We start from the raw sequence: 25,275 nt of genomic DNA on the forward strand, positions 1-25,275 counted from the left end.
CTAATATTCTTTTACGATTCGTATTGCATTTAAAATAGGCACAGACTCCACCGCTCCAAAACGAACGACAAGCCCTTTTCCCTGTGAAACCGGAACAATATACTTTTTAATGACCGCACGTTCGGAACCGTATTCTTCTGCAATATTCATTTGCCCGGCAACAGATACCCCATTTATATCCACAGAAAATACCCGGTTTGCATACTTCTCTTTCACCACATCATTACCTAAATTATACACCAAAGCCTCTCTTTTATTTTCGGAAGTAAGTTCCGTCCAATACAAATATACAGCATAGACACCATCCGGCACATCCGCTTTAAAGGCCTCAAGACCTACCCGTTGCGTCTGAAAGATAGGATCCTGATCCGTTCCCAGTATATCAGTGTCGCTGGCAGGCAAAGAACCGTAACGAGTCTTGTTCGGAGCCACTTCTCCGCCCATATATCCCCATGAGCCTTTTTCATAAGCCTGTTCGGGTATCCAGCACAGTTCTGCTGTCCGGTCCTCGAAATAACGTTGAGCACCCAGTAATACATTGACTTCCGTAAAGCCGTTCTTCACATTGACACATTGGAAGTTGCAGACATACTGGTCACGATATTCGCGTCCCTCTTTTTCAATTACAGCATCTACCACATTCTCTCCGTTAACAAAAGGAATATCCACAGAAACAACCTTATCCGATACCGGATATACTCCCAAACTCTTTCCATTTAAAAAGACTTCCACCTTATCTGCATTGGTATACACCTTCAAAGGTTGCGTACAACTCTTTCCATCCCGACTGGCTCCTGCCCTGTTCTTCCACGATTTAGAAGCAATGTGCAGGACAGGTGTCTCTTTCAGATAAGCCTGATAAAGATAATATCCATCTTTACGTTCTCTATCCGTACTTACCAACCCTTTATTGTTCACATGAGGCATGGCGTTTCTTCTGGCTTCGGAATAAAAATCATTCAAGTTCCAAACTATAGCTCCCACGATATAATCCCTCTTTAGAATTTCAGGCAAGTAATGTTCGTGGTAGATGGAACCAAATTCACAACTAAAGTCAAACCGCATCGGCGAAAAAGAGTGAATACGAGTATCCACATCCGCCCCATATTCGGTAATGAGCAACGGTTTGTGAGGAAACTCCCTGTGAAGTTCTTCCAGTTTCTCTTCAAATCCACTCAAGCTACCACCATACCATCCATTATAAAGATTAAAACCCAATAGCATCGGTAATTCTGTAATTCCCGCTTCCTGATAGATTTGGGAAGCAGAATGACAAGGCAACATGGTATAGCGTTCCGAATCCAGACTCCTGATTTGCGCCTCAACCGCCGAAGCTATTTGATGAAGGAATGTCATGTAGTCCGCCCGCTCCTTCTTATTTTCCGGATTAAAAGGAGGACGCAAAAGCACTTCATTCATATAAGCCCAAATGATAACAGATGGATAATTATAGTTCTGACAAACCATTTCTGTCACCTGTTCCACGCAATTATCCATAAATGCCTTGCTTTGAGTGATGGCATTCACTACCGGAATTTCAACCGAAGTCAATAGTCCCAACTTATCACACATTTGCATCACAACCGGATCTTGCGGATAATGAGCCACTCGCAGGAAATTACTTCCCATATCCTTACTCAACTGTACATCCCGGATATGCATTTCATCCCGCAAAGCATTTCCCATTCCCTTGTAATCCTGATGCCGACTGGTACCAATCAATTTCCGATATTTCCCATTCAAGAAAAAACCTTTCTCCGCATCAAAACGATATTCACGAATTCCCAGCGGATTGACAACACAATCGATCACCTCCTCTTTTTTATTCTTCAGACGGCTATACACCTTATATATATAAGGAGAGTCTACATCCCAACGTTTAGGCTGCGTAATAGTCATGAGCGATTCAAAAGCTACATTCTTTTCTTCTGCCTTCACATTTACTTTCTTTTGTGAAAGCGCTACTCTGTTACCATCTGCATCCAAAATCTCCGTTTCAAGAATCAATGATTGATTACTCTTCAAAGCATTGGACAAGAATGTCTTTACTGAAATATCTGCTTGTAAATCCGTAATCTTCGATGCTTTGAGATACACCCCACTAGAAGCGTAATGAGTAGTAGACAGTTGCACAGGAGAAGTATACACCAGATAAACATCCCGATAGATTCCCCCGAAGAAAGTAAAGTCCGCCGAAAGAGGAGCAATATCCGGATTATGCGAGTTGTCAACACTCACAGCTATCAGATTGCGTCCGGCATGGACATAATCAGTCACGTCAAACGTAAAAGCGGAATAACCGCCTTTATGATTTCCTACAAACGTTCCATTCACAAACACATTCGTTTCCTGATTGGCTCCCTCAAAACTAAGATAGACTCTTTGTTCAGGGATCAGTTCCTCCACTGTCACCAGCTTCCTGTACCAGCCTTTTCCCCGGAAATAACCGGGAATTTCATCATCTGCATCTTTTGCATTCCACGTATGAGGAATGGAAACGTCAGTCCAACCGGAAATATCAAAGTCAGCAGTGGACGCGTCTCCCTCAAAGAGGGAGAACTTCCAACCGTCATTAATCGTTTGCGTCACACGCTGACTATAAACCGTGCCGGTCATAACCAGTAACAAACAGGCTAAAATTATTTTTTGATATACCTTATACATACCTAATACCATTATTTCGAGATTGAACGGACTGCACGAATATATCTGGAACTTGTCTTGTTCTCATTCGCTTTATCCCAGGCAAGTGGTTTTCCAAAACGTACATAAAATGCCTTTGTACCACTTGACGTTTCACGACTAGTCCAATAGGAATCTCCATTAGCAGATGCCGCTGCCGTATTCATAGCAGTTCCTCCTGCATTAGTAATCACCAGATCCCATGCTTCACGATTTGCTTTTTCAAAGTCAGTAATCTTATCCGGAGTATTCTCCGTTGCATCTGCCACTGCAGTCCCATTATAAGTTTCAAACATCTGTTCCAAATCCGTTCTCGTAGGCCAATACCATCCGGAACCTTTATCCATACAATATTTAAGAGCGGGCATTTCTGCTGCATTCGGCAATGCTGCCAATGCAGTAGTATTTGCCAAGCCATTGTCATTGGATAAAGTTAAACCGGTAGAAGCCGGAGAGCTTGCCGTAGACCATGCCAGATTCTCTCTGTCCAACGACATAATCTTAGCCTTACCGCGATTAGTGCCATCTACCCAGAACACAATGCCTCCTTTTAACGAACCATTATCCGCAATCACCTGTCCCACCGCAAACTCGGAACTTAAAAGCCCTCTTTGTGTAATAGTAACTTCTTGCTTAGGTGCATTCGCTCCGCTTCCGGCTATTACCGTAGCAGTCGTTACCCGGTTAGAACTATTCAAATTAGGAGATAATGTCCAGAAATAAAGAGTTTTACTTGTTATATCAACATACGCTTTCACCCAAGACTCATCAGTTACATTTACTGTAAATTCTGTTTCATCAGAAATCATCGTTATTCCTTCTGATTTCATCACAGCATCAGGAGTAATAGTCACGGCATTTGTGCTTAATTCGAGAGAAGCGCCTCCTTCAGCCGCAACATTCTGATTCACCGTTACCTCCACCGACTTAGCGGCTGTGCCAGTACCGGCTGTAACCGTAGCAACAGTCGTACGAACATCGCCAGTGGTATTTTTAGATTTTGCCTTAAACGTAACTGTTGTGCCCGAAATAATATACGAAAGCCAGGAATCATTTGCCAAAGCCACACTAAATACCGTTTTATTGGATGTCAATGTCACATTTGCTTCCGCTTCATTAGCTCCTTCCAATGTCACAGGATTCGGATTAACCGTCAATGTTGCCGGTTCTTCAGGATAAGTATAATCACCGATTGTACGCATACATCTTACAAAACGGTTGGTAGCTGTTTTATTTCCTGCATCAGCTCCCGATTTACCGAAACGTACCCAATAAGCCTGATTACCTGCTGCGTTTTCCGTACTCGACCAATAGCTTTCGCCATTGCCCGAACCGGCAGCCTCGTTCATCACATCACCTTGTAAATCAGTCAACATCTTATCAAATGCAGCACGTGCCGCCTTCTCTACTTCCGTCAGTTTATCAGGTACGGCTGAAACAAAATCCGGATCAGTATGTCCAACACCATTATAGGCGTCAAACAATTCCCATAATTCATCTCGGGCAGGCAAATACCATCCGTCACCCAACGACTGGCAATATGCTACCGCATCATTTGTCGACGGAGAAGTGAACAAGGCAGAATTAGCATATCCGTTGACGGTGGAAAGTGCACTATGAGGCATCACAGAAGCCTCAAAAGGATTCCCTCCCTGACGTTTCACTGAAACCGCTTTTCCTACCATATTATCCGAAGGATCCACCCAGAAAATCATACCGATCCCCTCATCCACACTTTGTCCTATCTTCAAAGAAAGATCCGGTTCTTTAGAATCTTGGGTAACCGTCACCTCCACTGTATATGAGCCGCAAGTCAGTTTCACGACAGTCGTTCTTGCATCTTCACCATCATTTTGTGTCAAGGCCGTGTAGACAACACTTTTTGAACTTACATCTACAGAAAGCCATTCTGCTTCGTACTGTGCAACAACCTGACCGACATTGGTATATAACAGCGACGTAACAGAAGAACCCGCCGCTTTCGCCAAATTTACTTTTGTATCTTTACAATTAAATTCAGGCATCACGCGTACCGATGCATCATCGACACAGGAAAGTAACCCCAGATTTAAAATCAATAAGAAGTATATTATTTTTTTCATATTCATTCATGTTTTACAGATAATCAATCGCTTAATACCAGTTCTCATTCTGTGGGAAATTCTCTTTCCCCATCAAGTCAATCTGTTCCTGTGGAATAGGCCAACATTCGTGCTTTCCAACCACAAAACTGGTACGGCATTCCGCATAATCTTTATCCAGATAAGGGTTTTCAGCCTTCGTCTCGCCATAATGCGCTTTCACTCTTTCACCCAAGAGTCCCAAACGTTTCAACAAAGGCCAGCGAACGCCTTCAAAATTCAACTCACGGGCATATTCATCCAAAAGTATATCCTGCGTCAGAGGACCTGCAAATTTATCATTTCCCGCACGTTCCCATGTTTTATTGTAACAGCGCAAAGCATCCATACTCATACCTCCGTCACGACGCATATATGCCTCTGCCGCCATTAAGTAAGTTTCTGCCAGTCGATAGACAATCAGATCCTTGAAACCTGTTGTCCGGTCCGGATTATCAGCCATCGTCCATTGGTCAAAGTATTTTTTCGACATAAAATGCAGTGTTTCACAATAGCTGGAACTCTGTGTAAGAGGAATCAATTCTCCATATTTAGGAGAAGTAGGGTCATTGTATTTGAAACGGTGAACAAACAACTCATTATATCGCGTATCTTTTGCCTGATCGTACAGACTCAACAGATAGGTATTCGGATAAATACGTCCCCAACCATATCCACCCTGATCGGCCGTATTGATACAACCTGAAATTTTATTGATTCGAGTAGTGGTTTGAATAGAGACACGATGTCCGGCAACCGGAGTTCCGGAACCACCTCCACCCAAGTTTTGTGAATATTGGAAACTCCATAACACTTCCGGAGATTTCAAATCTGCCCCATTAAATACATTCTCGGCTTTCTTTTCCATCGAGTAGATGCCTTCCTGCTTAAAGATATCCTCACATTCCTCAATGGCTGTATCCCAATCTGACTCCCACATGGCAACCTGTGCACGAACATGTTTGGCAGTAGCTTTTGTTACCCGTCCATACAATACATTTCCATTATTTTGAGGAAGCGACCAGTCCAGCCCTTTCATGGCATCGTCCAAGTCTGTTGTAATCAGCGTAATCAGTTCTTCATGAGAAGCAGGTTTGTATTCCCGTTTCAGATTGTCGACGGTGGTCGGGGTGATATTCAGATAAAGACGGCCAAAGCGTTTCCAGAGTTCAAAATAACTCCGTCCTCTGAAGAATTTCGCTTCACTCCATGCATGGAGCACATCGCTGTCATCCAGCCCCAGGGCTTCTGCGGCTACAATAATTTCATTTGCCTTTCCAATAATACCATAGTGATGTTTCCAGAACTTATTGACATCCCCAGTACTTGGAGTAAAGCTCGTATTCAAACGTCCGATTGAAGTAGAAACGCCTGCTCTAAGTATCGCAATATCCGTATTAAAGTCACACATAGTAACGATGTACAGATTGGATTCATTATTATCCGCTCCACCCGGCAATTCACGAGCCAGGGAGTACAGACCTGTAACAGCTGTATTCAACCCTTCGGGAGTAGTGAACAGATAATTGTTCGTCACATCTGTCTTTGATTCCAGATTTAATAAATCCGAGCAGGAAGCGGTCAACATTCCGCAGATGACAAAGGCTGTATATATTAACTTTTTCATAAGGATTCTTTATTTTAGAATGAAACATTGACACCAAATACATATTGTCTGGACTCCGGATAAGACCCGGGAGTCAGTTCGGGACTATAAGACTTAAATTCCGTAAATGTCAGCAAGTTAGTAGCAGTTGCATACAGACGCAATTTATGAATCGGAGTATTCTTCAATAGTCTGGCCGGGAAAGTATATCCCAACTGTAAGGTGCGTAAGCGGATATAAGATGCATCCTGAATAGCGATGGCACCCAAATAAGCAGGGTCTGCGCTATAAGAAGGACGCGGGAATTCGTTCGACGGATTGAACGGAGTCCAATAATCCACCTTCACTCCATTCAGTTTTCCACGCAAAGAACCTCCGGAATTATAGTCATACAAATAACTATTCTTTATCTTTCTGCCGGAAACTCCATACCAATCCATGAACAAGTCAAATCCTTTCCAGTTCCATGTGGAAGAAAGAGAAACGGTAAACTTCGGATCTTTCCGGATAGGTACTCTGTCATCTGCCGTGATCTTTCCATCTCCATTGTTATCACGTACCTTAACCATACCCGGTTCAATAGCGCCGCCGTAATCAATCGGGCTGTCGGCTATACCGTCATTGTTACTGTCATAGGTGTTTTTCAGCGTATATACCAGATTACCCGTACCATCACGAGTAATATCAAAATCATCATACTGAAAAATTCCGTCTACCAGATAATCATAATATACATTGATCGGTTCTCCGATAATCCATCCCTGTGCTACCTGACTGGCGGGTTTACCATTTTCATCGAGCGTATCGTCAATACGGACAATTTCATTCTTATACATACTGAAATTAGTTCCAAGTGACCAGGTAAACTCTTTCGTACGTATCACATCACCATTTAAAGAAAGATCGATACCACTGGATTTTGTCTTTCCCAGATTATCCAGCATAGTGGTATATCCAAGCGATGCATTCAGAGAACGTTTCACCAATAAATCTTTCGTATGCGTATTGTAATATTCCACCGTACCATTCAGACGACCATTGAAGAAACTAAAATCAACCCCTAAATTAGCCGTTGCAGACTGTTCCCATTTCAAATTCGGGTTAGAAAGCTCCTTACCCGGCAAATATCCCATCTGGAAAGTATCTCCAAACTCATATCCTTTATTATCTGCCAGCCCCAAAGTAGTGTAATTGCCGATACCGTTCTGATTACCAACAATACCATAACTGACACGTAGTTTCAGGTTATCAATCCACGACACATCTTTCAGGAAATTCTCCTGATTGACACGCCAGGCAAAAGCAGCTGACGGGAATGTACCCCATTTATTTTCTTTTCCGAAACGGCTGGAACCGTCGCGACGAACAGCCACATTCAACAGATAACGGTCTAAAAGCGAATACTGTGCACGAGCCATGAACGACACCAGATTATTTTCATTAAACTGACGACGGGGCTTGCCTGTAAACTCACCTTGAGAAATGAAATTCCAGTCTTTATCTACCGGAAGATTCTCTACTGAATAGCCGATAGACTTCGAGCCATTATGGTCGACAGACTGCACACCGGTCAACGTCAACTGATGTTTCTTATTGCGGATAGGCACTTTATAAGTCACAATATTCTCAACCAGCCAGTTCTGCGTGCGTGATTCGTCGAGCACAGCTGTTCCTCCTCCTCCCGGATATTGGGAATCTTTATAGGAACCGTCTTCAGATGTCTGATTATAAACGGAAGTATTCAGACGATAATTGAATCCCTTGAAAGGCTTCACATCCATAAAAAAGTTCAGGCGGTAATTATCACGAGAAACTTCACGTCCGTAATGTTGAGCACGGTACAAAGGATTATAATTTCCTTCCGAGTTGATATACTTTGTATATTTACCATCCGCATCATATATTTCCGCCAATGGGGAACTGGTAATAAAATCATTAAAGTTACCATCCTCACGATCTTGTTTAGTCATCGCATAAGAAGAATTGATGCCAAAACTAATCCACTTTGATATTTCAAAGTCCAGATTCAACCTTAAAGAAAACTTCTGGTATCCCGATCCGGTAACCACCATTCCCTGTTGGTCAAAATAGTTGGCACCTGCCGATACTTTAATTTTCTCTGTTCCTCCACGTACACTGACATCATGATTATGGTAAATTGCATTTCTGAACATTTCTTTTTCCCAGTCGATAAACTTTCCGCTGGCCCATACCCGCTGCATAACCTCGTCTTCCAATGCCTCGGCTATCGAAATCTCACGTGCATCAACAATTCCCTTATCATGTGCCTTCGCTTCACGGCGAAGCTGCATATATTCTTCGGGAGAATAGAAATCAAAATTCCTCCAGAGAGACTGGACACCCAGATAACCATTATAACTGACTTCCACCTTTCCGGCTTTACCACGCTTGGTAGTTACCAATACCACACCGTCACTGGCACGTGCCCCATAAATAGCCTGCGACGCAGCATCCTTCAGAATTTCAACCGACTCAATATCGTCCGCACTCAACGTGCTAAACTCCGTTGCACTGGAAGGAGAACCATCTATGATATATAAAGGAGCATTGTCCGCACTGATAGAACGGGAACCGCGAATAGTGATCGAAGGAGTCGATCCCGGACGTCCGGAACTGCTCGTTACATTCACACCTGCGGCACGTCCACGCAGCATATCAGCCACATTGCCGGCAGGAAAGGTTTTCATTTCATCCGCTTTGACCGAGGCTACCGAAGTTGCCACGTCACTTTTACGCTGAACGCCATAACCAACAACGACTAATTCATCGAGCATTTTCGACTCTTCTACCATATCCACATTCAGTACCGTTTTCGTACCGACACGTATCTTCTGTTCCTTATATCCTATACAAGAGAAAACAAGGGTAGATTTTGCAGATACACTGATTGAATATTTTCCATTTACATCCGTCACTGTACCGTTAGTAGTCCCCTCCTCCATAATATTAGCTCCGGGGATTGGTCCAAGTGCGTCTGTCACAACTCCAGAAACTCTGACGTTTTGAGCACTAACCTCTAAAGAGATAAGAAAGGCTGTCAGGAACACAGCCCATTTAATTACGATGTTTTTCATACTATGTAATAATTTGAATGATTACAGTGCAAAAATCCAAATAATTAGTGATTTCGAATAATAGAATCGTCCGTATAAAAGTTCAAATAGTACAATTCTCACCAGGAGACAAACACATAAAATACTATATATTAAGGATTTGCATGTTTTCTCCGGTAAGCAGCCGGAGTAATATCATAAGCATTCTTAAAACATCGGATAAAATAACTTGGATTAGAAAAGCCGTAATCAAATGCTATATCAGCAATCAGGGCATTGGGATCATTGATTAATTTTTCTGTTGCCTTTTTCAGTCTCAAAGATAAAATAAAGTCATTCGGGGTCTGTCCGGTCAATGCTTTCAGTTTAGTGAAAAGCAACGTTCTGCTCATGCACATCTCACGTGCAAAAGTGGCTACGTCAAAGTCTGCGTTATCAATATAAGACTCCACAATCGCCGTAGCATCCATCAGCATCTTTTTATCGATCGGATTAAATGGAAGGTCTTCCACTTTAGGTTCATCGTTCCGGGCAAACCGCTGCTGGAGCAGTTTACGAGTCTGGATGATATTGTTGCAACGGGCCACCAATATCTTGATATTGAAAGGTTTGGAGATATAATCATCCGCTCCCGTCTGCAAGCCCTCTAAGGTATGCTCTTCCCGGTTGCGGGCAGTCAGCAATACCACAGGAATATGACTGGTCTGCAAATTGCTTTTCAGCTTCTCGCACATCTCCAGGCCGGACATGACGGGCATCATAATATCACTCACAATCATCTGTGGTTGTAGTGAAGAAGCCTGCTCCAATCCTTCCTGTCCGTCGGCAGCCGTATATACATCATATATCTGTTCAAAAATCTGTGCCAACACCTTACGCATCTCCGGGTTATCCTCCACAATCAGCATTTTCACCGTTTTATCCGGCTTCACCATTTCCGAGATTTCTTGAGGCTCTATTACATAATGTTCGGCAACGCGTTCATCTGCAGAGGAAGATGCTTCCACATTCACATTTGCATCCCGGTGAAGAGTAACAGTAAAAGACGTTATTCCATTCGGCTCACTTTCCACTCCGATAGTTCCCTGATGCAATTCCACAATACCTTTCGCCATTGCCAACCCAATACCCGATCCTTTGACAGTCCGTGTAGTTGTTGCCGAATCATCCTGCCAAAACCGTTCAAATACATGTTTGATCTTGGACTTTTCGATACCGACACCCAAATTGTTGACTGAAATCATAATGTCATTCTCTCCTTCCGCTGACAATTCTACAGAAATCCAGTCACCGGGCTTCGTATATTTAAAAGCGTTGGACAATAGATTATAGAATACTTTCTCTATCTGCGTCTTGTCAATATACAAATCCGCTTCTTTCAAAGTGGAAGAAAAGCGGAGATCGATCTTATTCAGCTGCGCATAGCTATAGAAAGAACAACAAATCTCCTCTATCACCGCAACAATATTCTCTTTGGAAATTTTCAATTTCAGATACCCCTGATCCTGCTTACGGATATCAATCACCTCATCCACCAGATTATTCATCCGGCGGGAGTTCTTATAAATCTCCAAAATTTTATTATACACCTCGGGGATCATGTCTTTATGCATCAGGAGCATCTCAAGCTGACTGGATATAAGCGTTAACGGAGTACGGAACTCATGCGATACATTGGTAAAGAAACGTAGTTTGGACTGATTCACATTTTCGATATACTCTTTTTCCCGTTTCTCGGCCAATAGAGAATGTTGCAAGGTTTTCCGTATCCAGAACATACGGATAATATAGCCTGCAATAAGGATACCTGCCAATATCATCAGCAAAATAAACCATGCCCGTTGATAAACGGGAGCCTCCACTATCAACTCAAAACTGGCAGAAGGTGCTTCCTGATCGTGAATGCGCAACTGGTCGCCACGAACATGAAAAGTATAACGCCCCGGATGAAGATTGGTATAAGTAACCATCGTATTATCTCCCGCCTTCATATATTCGTTATCAAATCCTTCAAGTTTATATTCCAGACCGATATTGGAAATATTATTCAGGGTATTACTTGCTATCTCAAAAGTGACGGAAGAATACCTGGGCGGCAATACCAATTGATGTTCATACAATACTGTTTCCTTGATAAGTCCCAACGAATCAAGCGGTTGTATTTCCGTATTATCCACAAGCACGCGTTTTACGAACACATTATAATCCACAGACTGCTTGTTCAGTTTCTCCTGGGCTATGGAAACGATGCCTGCCAGTCCACAGACATAAATATCGTGGTCGGACGCAATGTACAGCCCTCCGTCATTCACGTTATTCAAGGGAAAATCACTCTGCCTGTTATAGTTCTCGAATGTGGTAGTGGCTAGATTGAATTTAGAGAAACCGCCATTCGTTGCCACATAAATGGAACCGTCCAGCGGACTCTCTACCAATCCGGTGATAAATCCATTCTCCAGTCCCTGCTTCGCTCCGTATCCTGCAAAGGTATCTTTCTTCTTATCGAATAGATAAATTCCCGATCCCGTCGATCCTAACCATATACGTCCTTTTCTATCACATAAAATATGATTAATGTGGTGCTGTGCCGTGCTCTGCGCTATTTGGGAGAAAGGATAACTATGGGAAGTGCCCGCTTTCAAATTGACCCGTATCAGATCAAAAGAAGTGGTCAGCCATAAATCCCCTTCTTTATCAAACGTCATGTCCCAAACCTGCGACAAATGTCTGGAAGCTAAAGAAGGATGTTCGAAATGATGCAACCGGAGATGTTTTTTATCTAATACAAGCAGCCCACCCTTGGCGGCTATCAATAAGGAATCATGACCGGCAAACTCTATCATTTTTACCAGATTATAGGCCCTGTCGACTGTTTTTCCTTCCGGAGTATCGATATTTTCCGTAATAGATTCTATATGTCCGGTCGACAGGTTAATCCGATTGATGCCCTGATAAAGCGAAGCTACCCAAAGATAATCCGGTTCTTTCTCATAATACAGAGACTTCACAATCTTAAAAGACAGCTCTTGAGCATATAAATGTTTAAGCGGAAAGAAGCGTTTGGTATATTTATCATAGTAGTTCAATCCGCTTCCTTCACTTGCAAACCAGATCCGCCCGGAACGGTCTTCGGCAATGGAACTGATGATATAGGAATTCAAATGCCCGCCAACAGCCGTAGACGAACGGTAAAAGTGATAAGCATCATTCGCTACATTATAATATTGTATTCCCTGATAGAAAGTGCCCAGCCATAAAGTTCCCGAAGTGTCGTAATGCATCGAAATGATGGAACGTATATCGGCTGCCTCCACATTCAAGTCATATTCATAATCCGTAAACTCTCCAGTAGAGAGATTTAAAGTCTGCAAACCGGCGTAAGTTCCGATATACAGAAGACTGTCATTGGCTTGTGTCACATGACGCACATTATCATGGTTGATTGTATTATCAGCCACCTTATTATATCTGTAATGAGTAAGCTCCCCATTTGCCTCCAACCGGGTAAGTCCCCGATTTCTGGTAGCTATCCAGATGCTCCCGTTTCTGTCTTCCGTAATCGAATTAACAGCCCCCACATCAATATGACGGGTGATATGAGCAGCCTGATCGATACAGTAAATACCCCTGGAAGAAGTACCCACCACCACGGTTTGATTCTGACGAACCATCAGACTGTTCATCAATACATCTTCTCCGTCCGAAGGGAATGAAAAGAATAACTCGGGCGCTTGGTCGAGATCACGATAACGGTAGATTTCTTTTCCGGTAGCTATCCACAATGCGTCGTGCGCATAGCAGATTCCTGCAACTTCTCCTTCACGCAGCACTTTAAAGCGATTCAAACGCATGTCATAAAGAGTCACACTCTGCAAACTACGGATAAAAAGCAATCCTTTCTTATTTCCGCAAACCTGCCGGATATTATTTATATTGATTGAATAGGGATTGGCGTTATCCGGTTTGAAGACTTCAAATTTACGACCGTCAAAGCGATTCAGTCCGTCTTGAGTACCAATCCATAAAAATCCGAATTCATCCTGATAGAAACAATTGACCGTTTGATGCGAAAGTCCTTGCCTTACGTCTTTAAAGTGCATATTGATATCCTTCGTCACATTTGCCATGCAACAAAGTCCCGATATAAACAGGCAATAAATAACAAGAAAGTTAGCTTTGGTCATCTGTGTTTTTCGATAATTCGGATACAATATTCGGGAAAATTCAAGATATATGCAAGTGTTTATGCAAAAACCTGATTGACTATTGCCCGTTAATTATCCCTCGGACTGCGTATAACTAATCTCCCGATCGAATAAAATTAATCGTCTGACTATAGATTCTTTTTCGTCTGACTATAGTCAGACGAAAGTTCAACAGTAGTCAGACGCAAGTTTAACTATAGTCAGACGATTAATTTTATGCATAAACAAGATTAGTTTCCTCTTTACTAAGAAATAGTTTTTAGCATACGAAAGATTAAATTATACTATCAACCGCCTAAACGCTTGTTTATCATTGGTGAACTGCGTACTTTTGCACGCCAATAAAAAATAGAACAATGACCAACAAAACCAAAGGTTTTATCTATGGGGCGATTGCCGCTGCCAGCTACGGTATGAATCCTCTTTTTGCACTTCCGCTCTATGCAGCCGGAATGAGTGTCGATACCGTTTTATTCTACCGTTATTTCTTTGCCGCAATCGTGCTGGGTATTCTGATGAAAATGCAGCATCAATCCTTTGCGCTTCACAAGGCAGACGTCTTGCCCTTAGTCATTATGGGATTACTATTCTCTTTTTCATCACTACTTTTGTTTATGAGCTATAATTACATGGATGCCGGAATTGCTTCTACCATTCTCTTTGTCTATCCGGTGATGGTTGCTGTCATTATGGGGATATTCTTCAAAGAAAAGATTTCCGCAATTACCGTCTTTTCCATCCTGCTGGCACTTTCTGGTATCGCCTTGCTCTATCAGGGAGACGGAAACAAACCGCTGTCGACTTTGGGAATTATCTTTGTTCTGCTGTCCTCACTCTCTTATGCTATATATATAGTAGGTGTGAACCGTTCGACACTGAAAAACCTGCCGACCACCAAACTTACATTCTACGCCATTTTGTTCGGACTATCGGTTTATATCGTCCGTTTAAATTTTTGTACGGAACTGCAAATAATACCGTCAGTCTGGCTCTGGGCCGACGCGTTGACGCTGGCCATTCTGCCAACTGCCGTATCACTGATCTGCACCGCACTCGCCATCCATTATATAGGCTCTACCTCAACAGCCATATTGGGTGCTCTGGAACCGGTGACAGCTCTATTTTTCGGCGTTCTCCTGTTTCACGAAAAACTGACTCCCCGCTTAATGGTAGGTATTTTAATGATTATCACCGCTGTTACCTTGATTATCATCGGTAAGTCACTCATAAAAAAGATGGGAATGCTGTTGCAGATGAACAAAAAATAATATACTTTTGCTACTTAATCAATCAAAATGCAATTTTAAATCTCAAAAAATATGGTAGACGTAAAGACTTGCCTTGACAATGCACAAGAAAAAATGGATATGGCCATCATGTATCTGGAAGAAGCACTGGCACATATCCGCGCTGGAAAAGCGAGTGCCCGCTTATTAGATGGTATCCGCGTAGATTCTTACGGAAGTATGGTGCCTATCAGCAATGTAGCAGCAATTACTACTCCGGACGCCCGCAGTATCGTAATCAAGCCGTGGGATAAAAGCATGTTCCGTGTCATCGAAAAAGCAATCATCGACTCTGACCTCGGTATCATGCCCGAAAACAATGGTGAAATGATCCGTATCGGTATTCCTCCTTTGACGGAAGAACGTCGTAAACAACTGGCAAAACAGTGTAAAGGAGAAGGTGAAACAGCTAAAGTGAGTGTACGTAACGCTCGTCGTGACGGTATCGACGCACTGAAGAAAGCTGTAAAAGACGGATTGGCAGAAGACGAACAGAAGAATGCGGAAGCCAAACTGCAAAAAATCCATGATAAGTATATCAAGCAAATCGATGATATGCTGACTGAAAAGGATAAAGAAATTATGACTGTTTAAATTGAAAATTGAGAATTAAAAATTGAGAAATAAAGTGCAGCATACTACATGTCCCTGTTCATTCTCATTTTTTAATTCTCAATTCTCAACCTCAATTTATGAAGGGATTAGTAATCAAAAACACGGGTAGTTGGTATCAGGTGAAAACCGATGACGGACAATCTATCGAATGTAAAATCAAAGGTAATTTCCGACTGAAAGGGATTCGCAGCACTAATCCTGTAGCAGTAGGCGATCGTGTTCAGATTATACTTAATCAGGAAGGCACTGCTTTTATCAGCGAAATAGAAGATAGAAAGAACTACATCGTTCGCCGTTCTTCCAATCTTTCCAAACAATCCCACATCCTTGCCGCCAATCTCGATCAGTGTATGCTGGTGGTAACGATCAATTATCCCGAAACTTCTACTATTTTCATTGATCGATTCCTCGCATCTGCAGAGGCCTATCGCGTTCCTGTCAAACTGGTATTTAATAAGGTAGATGCTTACGACGAGGACGAACTCCGCTATCTGGACGCACTCATCAACTTATATACACAGATCGGTTATCCCTGCTTCAAAGTTTCCGCAAAAAACGGCAATGGAGTGGAGGAAATCAAGAAAGCTCTGGAAAGCAAAATTACCTTATTCTCCGGGCATTCGGGAGTCGGCAAATCAACTCTTATCAATTCCATACTGCCGGGCATAGAAACCAGAACCGGCGAGATTTCTTCTTACCATAACAAAGGAATGCATACCACCACTTTCTCCGAGATGTTTCCCGTAGAAGGAAACGGGTATATTATCGACACTCCGGGCATCAAAGGCTTCGGCACATTCGATATGGAGGAAGAAGAGATCGGACACTATTTTCCTGAAATATTCAAAATTTCTGCCGACTGCAAATATGGCAACTGCACCCACCGTCATGAACCGGGATGTGCCGTACGCAAAGCAGTAGAAGAACATCTCATCAGCGAATCCCGCTACACCTCTTATCTAAATATGTTGGAAGATAAAGAGGAAGGGAAATACCGGGCTGCCTACTGATTAACTCTTTTTTACTTTTTTCTTCTTTAAACCTTTCCCTCTGGGAGAAGTCTAATCTTTGATGACATATAATATAATTGCTATATACAATACTAAACCATGAATAAGAAGACTAAGTGGGGCATCATTATTCTTGTTGGTGCCGGAATCATCGGTGGAGGAATCTACTCACAATTACCGAAAAAAAACGACGAACTAGCAGCCGCCGACAAAATAATGAGTGGCAATCAGAAAAGAGGAAAACAAGTACTAAATGTAAATGCCAAGGTCATAAAACCGCAATCCCTGACAGATGAGTTTACCACTACCGGTGTACTTCTACCCGATGAAGAAGTGGATTTATCTTTCGAAACGTCGGGAAAGATTGTAGAAATCAACTTCGAAGAAGGAACGCCCGTAAAGAAAGGTCAATTACTAGCCAAGGTAAACGACCGACAGTTGCAGGCGCAATTGCAAAGATTGGTTTCACAATTGAAACTGGCAGAAGACCGTGTATTCCGTCAGGACGCTTTGTTGAAACGGGATGCTGTCAGTAAAGAAGCCTACGAACAGGTTAAGACGGATTTAGCTACCCTGAATGCCGACATAGAAATTATAAAAGCCAATATCGAACTAACTGAACTTCGTGCTCCGTTTGACGGAATTATCGGACTTCGACAAGTCAGTGTCGGTACGTATGCTTCTCCGACTACCGTGGTTGCCAAACTGACTAAAATCGCTCCATTGAAAGTGGAATTCTCCGTACCGGAACGTTATGCCAAGCAAATCAAGAAGGGAACTAACCTCAACTTCAGTGTGGAAGGAACGTTGGATGCTTTCGGTGCACAAGTATACGCTGTAGAATCGGCTATCGACCCGAATCTGCATCAATTTACCGCTCGTGCATTATATCCGAATGTTCATCATACCTTACTTCCCGGCCGTTACGCAAGCGTATTATTGAAAAAGGAAGAAATTCCTAATGCGATAGCCATCCCTACAGAAGCAATCGTGCCGGAAATGGGTAAGGATAAAGTCTATCTGTATAAATCAGGAAAGGCCGAACCGGTGGATATTATTACCGGCATCCGCACGGCATCGGAAGTACAGGCGATAAGAGGGCTTCACATAGGAGATACAATCATTACTTCAGGAACACTACAGCTCCGCACCGGATTTGCAGTCACACTTGACAATATTGATTAATAATACCAGCGCCCTATGAATATATCCGAATTAAGTATACGTCGCCCGGTATTAGCCACAGTATTAACGATCATTATCCTCCTTTTCGGATTCATCGGATACAACTATCTGGGTGTCCGCGAATATCCGTCAGTGGATAATCCGATCATTTCTGTCAGTTGCTCTTATCCGGGAGCTAATGCCGATGTTATCGAGAACCAGATAACCGAACCGTTGGAACAGAATATCAACGGTATTCCCGGTATCCGTTCTTTGTCCAGTGTGAGTCAACAGGGACAAAGCCGTATTACAGTAGAATTTGAGTTGTCCGTCGATTTGGAAACAGCAGCCAACGACGTACGTGACAAGGTTTCACGTGCCCAACGTTATCTGCCTCGCGACTGTGACCCTCCGACTGTTTCAAAAGCGGATGCCGATGCCCAACCGATCCTGATGGTTGCTCTTCAAAGTGATAAACGTTCCCTGTTGGAATTAAGTGAAATAGCGGACTTAACTGTAAAAGAACAGTTACAGACCATCTCCGATGTAAGTAGTGTATCTATCTGGGGAGAAAAGCGTTACTCCATGCGTCTCTGGCTCGACCCGGTTAAAATGGCCGGCTACGGAATCACTCCTATCGACGTTAAAAACGCCGTAGACAACGAGAATGTGGAACTTCCTTCCGGTAGTATCGAAGGAAATACCACCGAGCTGACCATCCGTACACTGGGATTGATGCATACCGCAGATGAATTCAATGATTTGATTATCAAAGAAGAGAATAACCGTATTGTCCGTTTCAGTGATATCGGACGTGCCGAACTGGGACCTGCCGACATCAAGAGTTATATGAAAATGAACGGTGTTCCGATGGTAGGTGTCGTTGTTATTCCACAGCCGGGAGCTAACCATATTGAGATTGCGGATGCGGTATACCAGCGTATGGAGCAGATGAAAAAGGACTTGCCGGAAGACGTACACTATAACTATGGTTTTGATAATACCAAGTTTATCCGTGCGTCTATCAATGAGGTAAAGTCAACAGTGTATGAGGCTTTTGTACTCGTAATCATCATTATCTTCCTCTTCCTGCGTGACTGGCGCGTTACATTGGTGCCTTGTATCGTAATTCCTGTCTCCCTCATCGGTGCATTCTTTGTCATGTATCTGGCCGGATTCTCCATCAATGTACTTTCCATGCTCGCCATCGTACTATCGGTGGGACTGGTGGTAGATGATGCCATCGTTATGACGGAAAATATCTACATCCGTATTGAGAAAGGAATGGCCCCGAAAGAAGCAGGGATAGAAGGAGCCAAAGAAATTTTCTTTGCCGTTATTTCAACGACTATCACACTGGTAGCGGTATTCTTCCCGATCGTCTTTATGGACGGAATGACGGGACGACTGTTCCGTGAGTTCAGTATCGTAATTTCCGGTTCGGTTATTATTTCCTCATTTGCCGCATTGACTTTCACGCCGATGCTGGCAACGAAATTGCTCATAAAACGGGAAAAGCAGAGTTGGTTCTATGCCAAAACAGAACCATTCTTTGAAGGAATGAACCGGCTATACAGTCGGTCACTTGCCGCTTTCCTCGGCAAACGCTGGATCGCTCTCCCATTTACTTTCATCACGATTTGCCTGATTGGTATTCTGTGGAATGCAGTTCCTGCGGAAATGGCTCCACTTGAAGACCGTTCGCAAATCAGTATCAATACACGAGGAGCAGAAGGTGTTACTTATGAATATATCCGGGATTATACGGAAGATATCAATCAGCTGGTAGACTCCATTCTTCCTGATGCGGAATCAGTGACTGCCCGTGTATCTAGTGGTAGCGGAAACGTGCGTATCACATTGCATGACATGAAAGACCGTAACTACACACAGATGGAAGTTGCCGAGAAGATTTCGAAAGCGGTGCAGAAGAAAACGATGGCGCGTTCATTCGTGCAACAACAGTCTTCTTTTGGTGGACGTCGTGGAAGTATGCCTGTTCAATATGTACTTCAGGCTACCAATTTGGAAAAGTTGGAAGAAGTGCTGCCTAAGTTTATGGCTAAAGTATATGAGAATCCTGTCTTCCAGATGGCGGACGTCGATTTGAAGTTCAGTAAGCCGGAAGCCCGTATCCAGATCAACCGCGACAAGTCCAGTATTATGGGAGTAAGTACCAAAAATATTGCTCAAACGCTGCAATATGGATTGAGCGGTCAGCGTATGGGATATTTTTATATGAACGGTAAGCAATATGAGATTCTTGGTGAAATCAACCGCCAGCAACGAAACAAGCCGGCTGACTTGAAAGCGATTTACGTTCGTAGCAACAGTGGGGATATGATTCAGTTGGATAACTTGATTGAGTTGGAAAGCGGTATTGCTCCTCCAAAGTTATATCGCTATAACCGTTTTGTGTCAGCCACGATTTCTGCAGGATTGGCAGATGGAAAAACAATCGGGCAAGGTTTGGACGAGATGGATAAGATTGCCAAAGAAACACTGGACGACACTTTCCGCACCGCCCTGTCGGGGGACTCGAAAGAATACCGAGAAAGTTCTTCCAGTCTGATGTTCGCCTTTATCCTGGCCATTCTTCTGATTTACCTGATTCTGGCAGCCCAGTTTGAAAGTTTCAAAGATCCGCTGATTATCATGTTGACAGTGCCGCTGGCTATTGCCGGAGCTTTGGTCTTCATGTATTTCGGGGATATTACGATGAATATTTTCAGTCAGATCGGTATTATCATGCTGATCGGTCTGGTGGCGAAGAACGGTATCCTGATTGTAGAGTTTGCCAACCAGAAACAGGAAGCCGGAGAAGATAAGATGAGTGCGATTAAAGATGCTGCCCTGCAACGTCTCCGTCCAATTCTGATGACAAGTGCCTCTACGGTTTTGGGACTTATCCCGCTGGCATTTGCCACCGGAGAAGGTTGTAACCAGCGTATCGCCATGGGTACGGCAGTAGTGGGCGGTATGGTAGTATCTACTCTGCTTACGATGTATATTGTACCGGCTATTTACAGTTACATTTCGACTAACCGAATCAAAAAACTAAAAGAATGAAACAGAAAGGAATTTGCATGAAACGAATCGCCTATATAACCATTGCATGTGCCTTCTTATCAGTCTCTTTTGCTAAGGCACAAGTCCTCACTCTAAAGGATTGTCTGGAAGAAGGATTGCAAAACAATTACTCGTTACGTATCGTCCATAACGAAGAGCAGATCAGCAAAAACAATGCAACATTAGGAAATGCGGGTTATCTGCCTACACTGGATTTCTCTGCCGGATACACCGGAAACCTGGATAATATTGAAACCAAGGCACGTGCCACCGGAGAAATAACAAAGAACAACGGGGTTTACGATCAAACTGTTAATGTCGGTCTTAACCTCAACTGGACTATTTTCGACGGATTTAATATCAGTACTACGTACAAACAGTTGAAAGAACTGGAACGTCAGGGTGAGACAAATACCCGTATTGCTATCGAGGACTTTATTGCCGCCCTGACTTCGGAATACTATAATTTTATCCAACAGAAGATTCGTTTGAAAAACTTTCATTATGCCATGTCGCTTTCCAAAGAACGCTTACGTATAGCAGAAGCCAGCCACCTGGTCGGAAAGTTTTCAGGACTGGATTATCAACAGGCAAAAGTGGACTTCAATGCAGACAGTGCCCAATACATTAAGCAACAGGAACTTCTGCATTCTTCACGCATCCAACTGAATGAGTTAATGGCCAATAATAACGTCAATCAGAATATCATCATCAAAGATTCTACAATTGATGTACATAGTGACCTGAAGTTTGAAGATTTATGGAATTCGACATTAAGCATTAACGCTTCTCTGTTAAAAGCCGACCAAAACACTACACTCGCACAACTGGACTATAAAAAAATAAATTCGCGCAACTATCCATACCTCAAACTAAATACCGGATATGGATATACCTTTAATAAGTATGACATCAATGCGAACAGCAGAAGAGGCGATTTAGGATTCAATGCCGGAATAACGGTAGGATTTAACATATTCGATGGTAATCGCCGCCGCGAGAAGAGAAATGCAAGTCTGGCTTTCAAGAATCGCCGCCTGGAACGACAAGACCTGGAATTGGCACTCCGGTCCGATCTTAGCAATTTATGGCAAGCCTATCGCAACAATCTTCAGTTGCTGAATCTGGAACGCCAGAATCTGATAACTGCCAAAGACAATCATGATATTGCCATGGATCGCTATATACAGGGAGACCTTTCCGGTTTTGAAGTACGTGAAGCACAAAAGAGCTTGTTAGATGCAGAAGAACGAATTCTTTCTGCAGAATACAATACGAAGCTCTGCGAAATATCACTGTTACAGATTAGTGGCAACATAATGAAGTATCTGGAATAAGGAAGTAGTTTCCATTTATTTTTTATTGGGTTAATCTTCTTATCGGGAAGGTTAACCCAATTTTTACTCTATAAAAAACAGTTATTACATATCAGTATTTTTCTTTCTTCATACATTTGCATACTATAAAAACATTAAATAATAAAGCCATGAGAAAACCAGGTCTTTTCTTACTGCTACTTTTTATCCTGACAAACGCCTCAGCCCAAAAAGCAACAGACTACAGAAAACAACAAAATTACAAAGAATGGGTACACATCGCTCCTAAATTTGACGACGATTTCTTCAAGACGGAAGAAGCCCAACGCATCGGTGACAACGTGTTACTGTATCAGCAAATCACCGGAGGCTGGCCCAAAAATATTTATATGCCAGCAGAACTGACAGAACAGGAATATAAAGCGGCACTAAAAGCCAAAGAGGATACCAACCAAAGCACAATCGACAACAACGCCACTACTACGGAAATTGAATATCTGGCACGGCTTTACCTGGCCACTCAAAAAGCAAAATATAAAGAAGGAGTTCTGAACGGCATCCAATATCTGCTCAAAGCGCAATATGAAAATGGTGGATGGCCTCAATTCTATCCACGCCCCAAAGGTTATTACGTACAAATCACCTACAATGACAACGCCATGGTAAGAGTGATGAATCAACTCCGGGGAATATATGAAAAGAAAGCTCCTTACACTTTCCTTCCTGACAACATCTGTGAACAAGCGCGTAATGCATTCAATAAAGGTATAGAGTGTATACTCAAAACACAAGTGCGCCAAAACGGGGAGCTAACGGTATGGTGTGCGCAACACGACCGCGTCACCCTGGAACCATGCAAAGCACGCGCTTACGAACTTCCGTCATTAAGCGGACAAGAGTCAGACAACATTGTATTATTACTTATGTCACTCCCCGATCCATCTGCAGAAATTGTAAAATCGATAGAAGGAGCTATCAAATGGTTCCAAAAGTCTGAAATCAAAGGACTACAGAAAGAATATTTCACTAACAGCGAAGGGAAAAAAGACTATCGCATGATTCCTTGTGAAGACTGCCCTACTCTCTGGGCCCGCTTTTATGAACTGGAAACCAACCGGCCTTTCTTTTGTGACCGTGACGGTATTAAAAAATATGATATCTCGGAAATAGGACACGAACGCCGGAATGGTTATAGTTGGTATAACAAAGATGGAAGCAAGGTGCTGAAAAGATACGAGAAATGGAAGAAAGAACAGAATAAATAACATAAATAATCAAAGACTGATATTTACCCTGCAAAAGCAAATATCCTGAAAGTCCTTAAAATAAGAAATCCCCTCGCTACATGATTGTAATGAGGGGATTTTTAATTAAAGGCTTTTACAGCCTCTTTTCAAGGCCTTATATAAACGGAGTAAACCGATTATTTAGTGCAATTCCACGGTTTCAACTGCTTGAAGAAATCGTTACCCTTATCATCTACCAGAATAAATGCAGGGAAGTTTTCCACTTCAATCTTCCAGATAGCTTCCATACCCAATTCCGGATATTCCACACACTCGATGCTCTTGATGTTATTCTGTGCTAGGATAGCTGCCGGACCTCCGATAGAACCAAGGTAGAAACCACCATATTTCTTACAAGCATCTGTCACTTGCTGGCTACGGTTACCTTTTGCCAACATGACCATGCTGCCGCCATGACTTTGGAACAGTTCTACATAAGAGTCCATACGTCCTGCTGTAGTAGGACCCATAGAGCCACAAGCCATGCCTTCCGGAGTTTTTGCCGGACCTGCATAATAAATAGGATGATCCTTAATATATTGTGGCAAGTCTTCGCCGCGATCCAAACGTTCTTTCAGTTTAGCATGGGCGATGTCACGACCTACGATGATCGTTCCGTTCAATGACAGACGGGTAGCTACCGGATATTTAGTCAGTTCTTTCAGAATTTCCGGCATCGGACGGTTCAGGTCGATCTTTACTACATCACCTTCACCTGCCTGACGCAGTTCTACAGGAATAAGTTCGCCCGGATTTGAATCCAGTTTCTCAATCCAGATACCTTCCTTATTGATTTTACATTTGATGTTACGGTCGGCAGAACAAGATACTCCCAAACCTACCGGACAAGAAGCACCGTGACGAGGCAAACGGATGATACGTACGTCATGAGCAAGATATTTACCTCCGAATTGCGCACCCAATCCAATTTTGTGAGCTTCTGCCAAGACTTCTTTTTCCAGTTCAATGTCGCGGAATGCACGGCCATATTCGTTTCCGGTAGTCGGCAAATTATCATAGAAATGAGTAGAAGCCAGCTTCACTGTCAACAGATTCTTTTCAGCAGAAGTACCTCCGATAACGAAAGCGATATGATAAGGAGGACAAGCGGCTGTTCCCAATGTTTTCATCTTTTCAACCAGGAACGGAACCAATGTACCGGGATTCAGGATTGCTTTTGTTTCCTGATACAAATATGTCTTATTGGCAGATCCACCACCTTTTGTTACGCAAAGGAATTCATATTCCATGCCTTCGGTAGCTTCGATGTCAATCTGTGCGGGGAGGTTACATTTGGTATTTACCTCATCGTACATATTCAGAGGCGCATTCTGTGAGTAACGCAGGTTCTCTTCAGTATATGTTTTATATACACCCAGTGAAAGAGCTTCTTCGTCAGAATATCCAGTCCATACTTGTTGTCCTTTTTCACCGTGAATAATAGCAGTACCAGTGTCCTGACAGAAAGGAAGTACACCTTTTGAAGCAACTTCCGCGTTACGCAGGAAAGTCAGTGCCACATACTTATCGTTTTCACTTGCTTCCGGATCACTCAGAATCTTAGCAACTTGTTCGTTATGCGAACGACGAAGCATAAATGATACATCACGAAAAGCTGCATTAGCCATCGCAGTCAAACCTTCTTTCTCAATTTTCAGGATGGGATTTCCTTCAAACTCGCTTACTGATACATAATCTTTTGTAAGCAGATAATACTCAGTTGTATCTTTTCCCTTCTCAAACATGGGCTGATACTTAAACGGAGGTGTTGCCATAAGTTTCTTATTTTATTACGTAATTGTTAGTTAGTGTGACAAAGGTAGTATATAAATTAAAAATTAA

Annotated in this window: 13 protein-coding genes; 7 read left to right on the forward strand and 6 right to left on the reverse strand. The window is 42.7% G+C overall.

Going from position 1 to position 25,275, the window contains the following annotated elements; translation table 11 throughout:
* The 5 genes from DXB58_RS07740 to DXB58_RS07760 all read right to left on the reverse strand — a co-directional run bounded on the left by DXB58_RS07740 (position 1) and on the right by DXB58_RS07760 (position 13,666).
* Positions 1-2,664, reverse strand: coding sequence for a glycoside hydrolase family 2 TIM barrel-domain containing protein (locus DXB58_RS07740; protein ID WP_122136465.1), 2,664 nt, complete (start codon positions 2,662-2,664; stop codon positions 1-3).
* 11 nt (positions 2,665-2,675) lie between these two features.
* Positions 2,676-4,790: a BACON domain-containing protein gene (locus tag DXB58_RS07745; RefSeq protein WP_122136442.1), complete on the reverse strand. Its 2,115-nt coding sequence runs from the start codon at positions 4,788-4,790 to the stop codon at positions 2,676-2,678.
* A gap of 25 nt (positions 4,791-4,815) precedes the next feature.
* Entirely contained in the window at positions 4,816-6,429 is a 1,614-nt protein-coding gene (locus DXB58_RS07750) for a RagB/SusD family nutrient uptake outer membrane protein (RefSeq protein WP_122136443.1), read from the reverse strand.
* Positions 6,430-6,443: 14 nt separating this feature from the next.
* Positions 6,444-9,503 (reverse strand): TonB-dependent receptor, encoded by a 3,060-nt coding sequence (locus DXB58_RS07755; RefSeq protein ID WP_122136444.1) that lies wholly within the window; start codon positions 9,501-9,503, stop codon positions 6,444-6,446.
* A 131-nt stretch (positions 9,504-9,634) separates the two neighbouring features.
* Entirely contained in the window at positions 9,635-13,666 is a 4,032-nt protein-coding gene (locus DXB58_RS07760) for a response regulator (RefSeq protein ID WP_122136445.1), read from the reverse strand.
* A 377-nt stretch (positions 13,667-14,043) separates the two neighbouring features.
* Here DXB58_RS07760 and DXB58_RS07765 point away from each other — a divergent pair, with 377 nt between their 5' ends.
* The 7 genes from DXB58_RS07765 to pelA all read left to right on the forward strand — a co-directional run bounded on the left by DXB58_RS07765 (position 14,044) and on the right by pelA (position 23,412).
* Positions 14,044-14,955 carry a DMT family transporter gene (locus tag DXB58_RS07765; protein ID WP_122136446.1) on the forward strand — a complete coding sequence of 304 codons (912 nt, stop codon included), beginning with the start codon at positions 14,044-14,046 and terminating at the stop codon, positions 14,953-14,955.
* A 51-nt stretch (positions 14,956-15,006) separates the two neighbouring features.
* The gene (gene frr, locus DXB58_RS07770) at positions 15,007-15,567 is read left to right on the forward strand and encodes a ribosome recycling factor (protein ID WP_117934378.1); all 561 of its coding nucleotides are present in this window, start codon (positions 15,007-15,009) and stop codon (positions 15,565-15,567) included.
* 98 nt (positions 15,568-15,665) lie between these two features.
* A complete protein-coding gene (rsgA, locus tag DXB58_RS07775; RefSeq protein WP_004306535.1) occupies positions 15,666-16,598 on the forward strand; it encodes a ribosome small subunit-dependent GTPase A in 933 nt (310 codons plus the stop codon).
* A 99-nt stretch (positions 16,599-16,697) separates the two neighbouring features.
* Positions 16,698-17,783 carry an efflux RND transporter periplasmic adaptor subunit gene (locus DXB58_RS07780; RefSeq protein WP_122136447.1) on the forward strand — a complete coding sequence of 362 codons (1,086 nt, stop codon included), beginning with the start codon at positions 16,698-16,700 and terminating at the stop codon, positions 17,781-17,783.
* Between the two features lie 15 nt (positions 17,784-17,798).
* Positions 17,799-20,831 (forward strand): efflux RND transporter permease subunit, encoded by a 3,033-nt coding sequence (locus DXB58_RS07785; protein ID WP_122136448.1) that lies wholly within the window; start codon positions 17,799-17,801, stop codon positions 20,829-20,831.
* Positions 20,828-22,168, forward strand: a complete 1,341-nt coding sequence (locus DXB58_RS07790) for a TolC family protein (RefSeq protein WP_122136449.1) — start codon at positions 20,828-20,830, stop codon at positions 22,166-22,168. The genes DXB58_RS07785 and DXB58_RS07790 overlap by 4 nt, the downstream gene beginning before the upstream one ends.
* 149 nt (positions 22,169-22,317) lie before the next feature.
* Positions 22,318-23,412 carry a pectate lyase gene (gene pelA, locus DXB58_RS07795; RefSeq protein WP_122136450.1) on the forward strand — a complete coding sequence of 365 codons (1,095 nt, stop codon included), beginning with the start codon at positions 22,318-22,320 and terminating at the stop codon, positions 23,410-23,412.
* 158 nt (positions 23,413-23,570) lie between these two features.
* On the opposite strand, the gene DXB58_RS07800 is transcribed toward pelA, so the two are convergent.
* Positions 23,571-25,208, reverse strand: coding sequence for a fumarate hydratase (locus DXB58_RS07800; protein ID WP_004299191.1), 1,638 nt, complete (start codon positions 25,206-25,208; stop codon positions 23,571-23,573).
* Positions 25,209-25,275: the final 67 nt, after the last annotated feature.

Origin of the sequence: Bacteroides sp. OM05-10AA (genome assembly GCF_003439055.1) — a bacterium.
Taxonomy (GTDB): Bacteria; Bacteroidota; Bacteroidia; order Bacteroidales; family Bacteroidaceae; genus Bacteroides; species Bacteroides intestinigallinarum.

What these genes read in the sequence shown, in the direction of transcription:
- DXB58_RS07740 (WP_122136465.1), bottom strand. Translation starts at nt 2,664, where the DNA reads ATGTATAAGGTATATCAAAAAATAATTTTAGCCTGTTTGTTACTGGTT.
- DXB58_RS07745 (WP_122136442.1), bottom strand. Translation starts at nt 4,790, where the DNA reads ATGAATATGAAAAAAATAATATACTTCTTATTGATTTTAAATCTGGGG.
- DXB58_RS07750 (WP_122136443.1), bottom strand. Translation starts at nt 6,429, where the DNA reads ATGAAAAAGTTAATATATACAGCCTTTGTCATCTGCGGAATGTTGACC.
- DXB58_RS07755 (WP_122136444.1), bottom strand. Translation starts at nt 9,503, where the DNA reads ATGAAAAACATCGTAATTAAATGGGCTGTGTTCCTGACAGCCTTTCTT.
- DXB58_RS07760 (WP_122136445.1), bottom strand. Translation starts at nt 13,666, where the DNA reads ATGACCAAAGCTAACTTTCTTGTTATTTATTGCCTGTTTATATCGGGA.
- DXB58_RS07765 (WP_122136446.1), top strand. Translation starts at nt 14,044, where the DNA reads ATGACCAACAAAACCAAAGGTTTTATCTATGGGGCGATTGCCGCTGCC.
- frr (WP_117934378.1), top strand. Translation starts at nt 15,007, where the DNA reads ATGGTAGACGTAAAGACTTGCCTTGACAATGCACAAGAAAAAATGGAT.
- rsgA (WP_004306535.1), top strand. Translation starts at nt 15,666, where the DNA reads ATGAAGGGATTAGTAATCAAAAACACGGGTAGTTGGTATCAGGTGAAA.
- DXB58_RS07780 (WP_122136447.1), top strand. Translation starts at nt 16,698, where the DNA reads ATGAATAAGAAGACTAAGTGGGGCATCATTATTCTTGTTGGTGCCGGA.
- DXB58_RS07785 (WP_122136448.1), top strand. Translation starts at nt 17,799, where the DNA reads ATGAATATATCCGAATTAAGTATACGTCGCCCGGTATTAGCCACAGTA.
- DXB58_RS07790 (WP_122136449.1), top strand. Translation starts at nt 20,828, where the DNA reads ATGAAACAGAAAGGAATTTGCATGAAACGAATCGCCTATATAACCATT.
- pelA (WP_122136450.1), top strand. Translation starts at nt 22,318, where the DNA reads ATGAGAAAACCAGGTCTTTTCTTACTGCTACTTTTTATCCTGACAAAC.
- DXB58_RS07800 (WP_004299191.1), bottom strand. Translation starts at nt 25,208, where the DNA reads ATGGCAACACCTCCGTTTAAGTATCAGCCCATGTTTGAGAAGGGAAAA.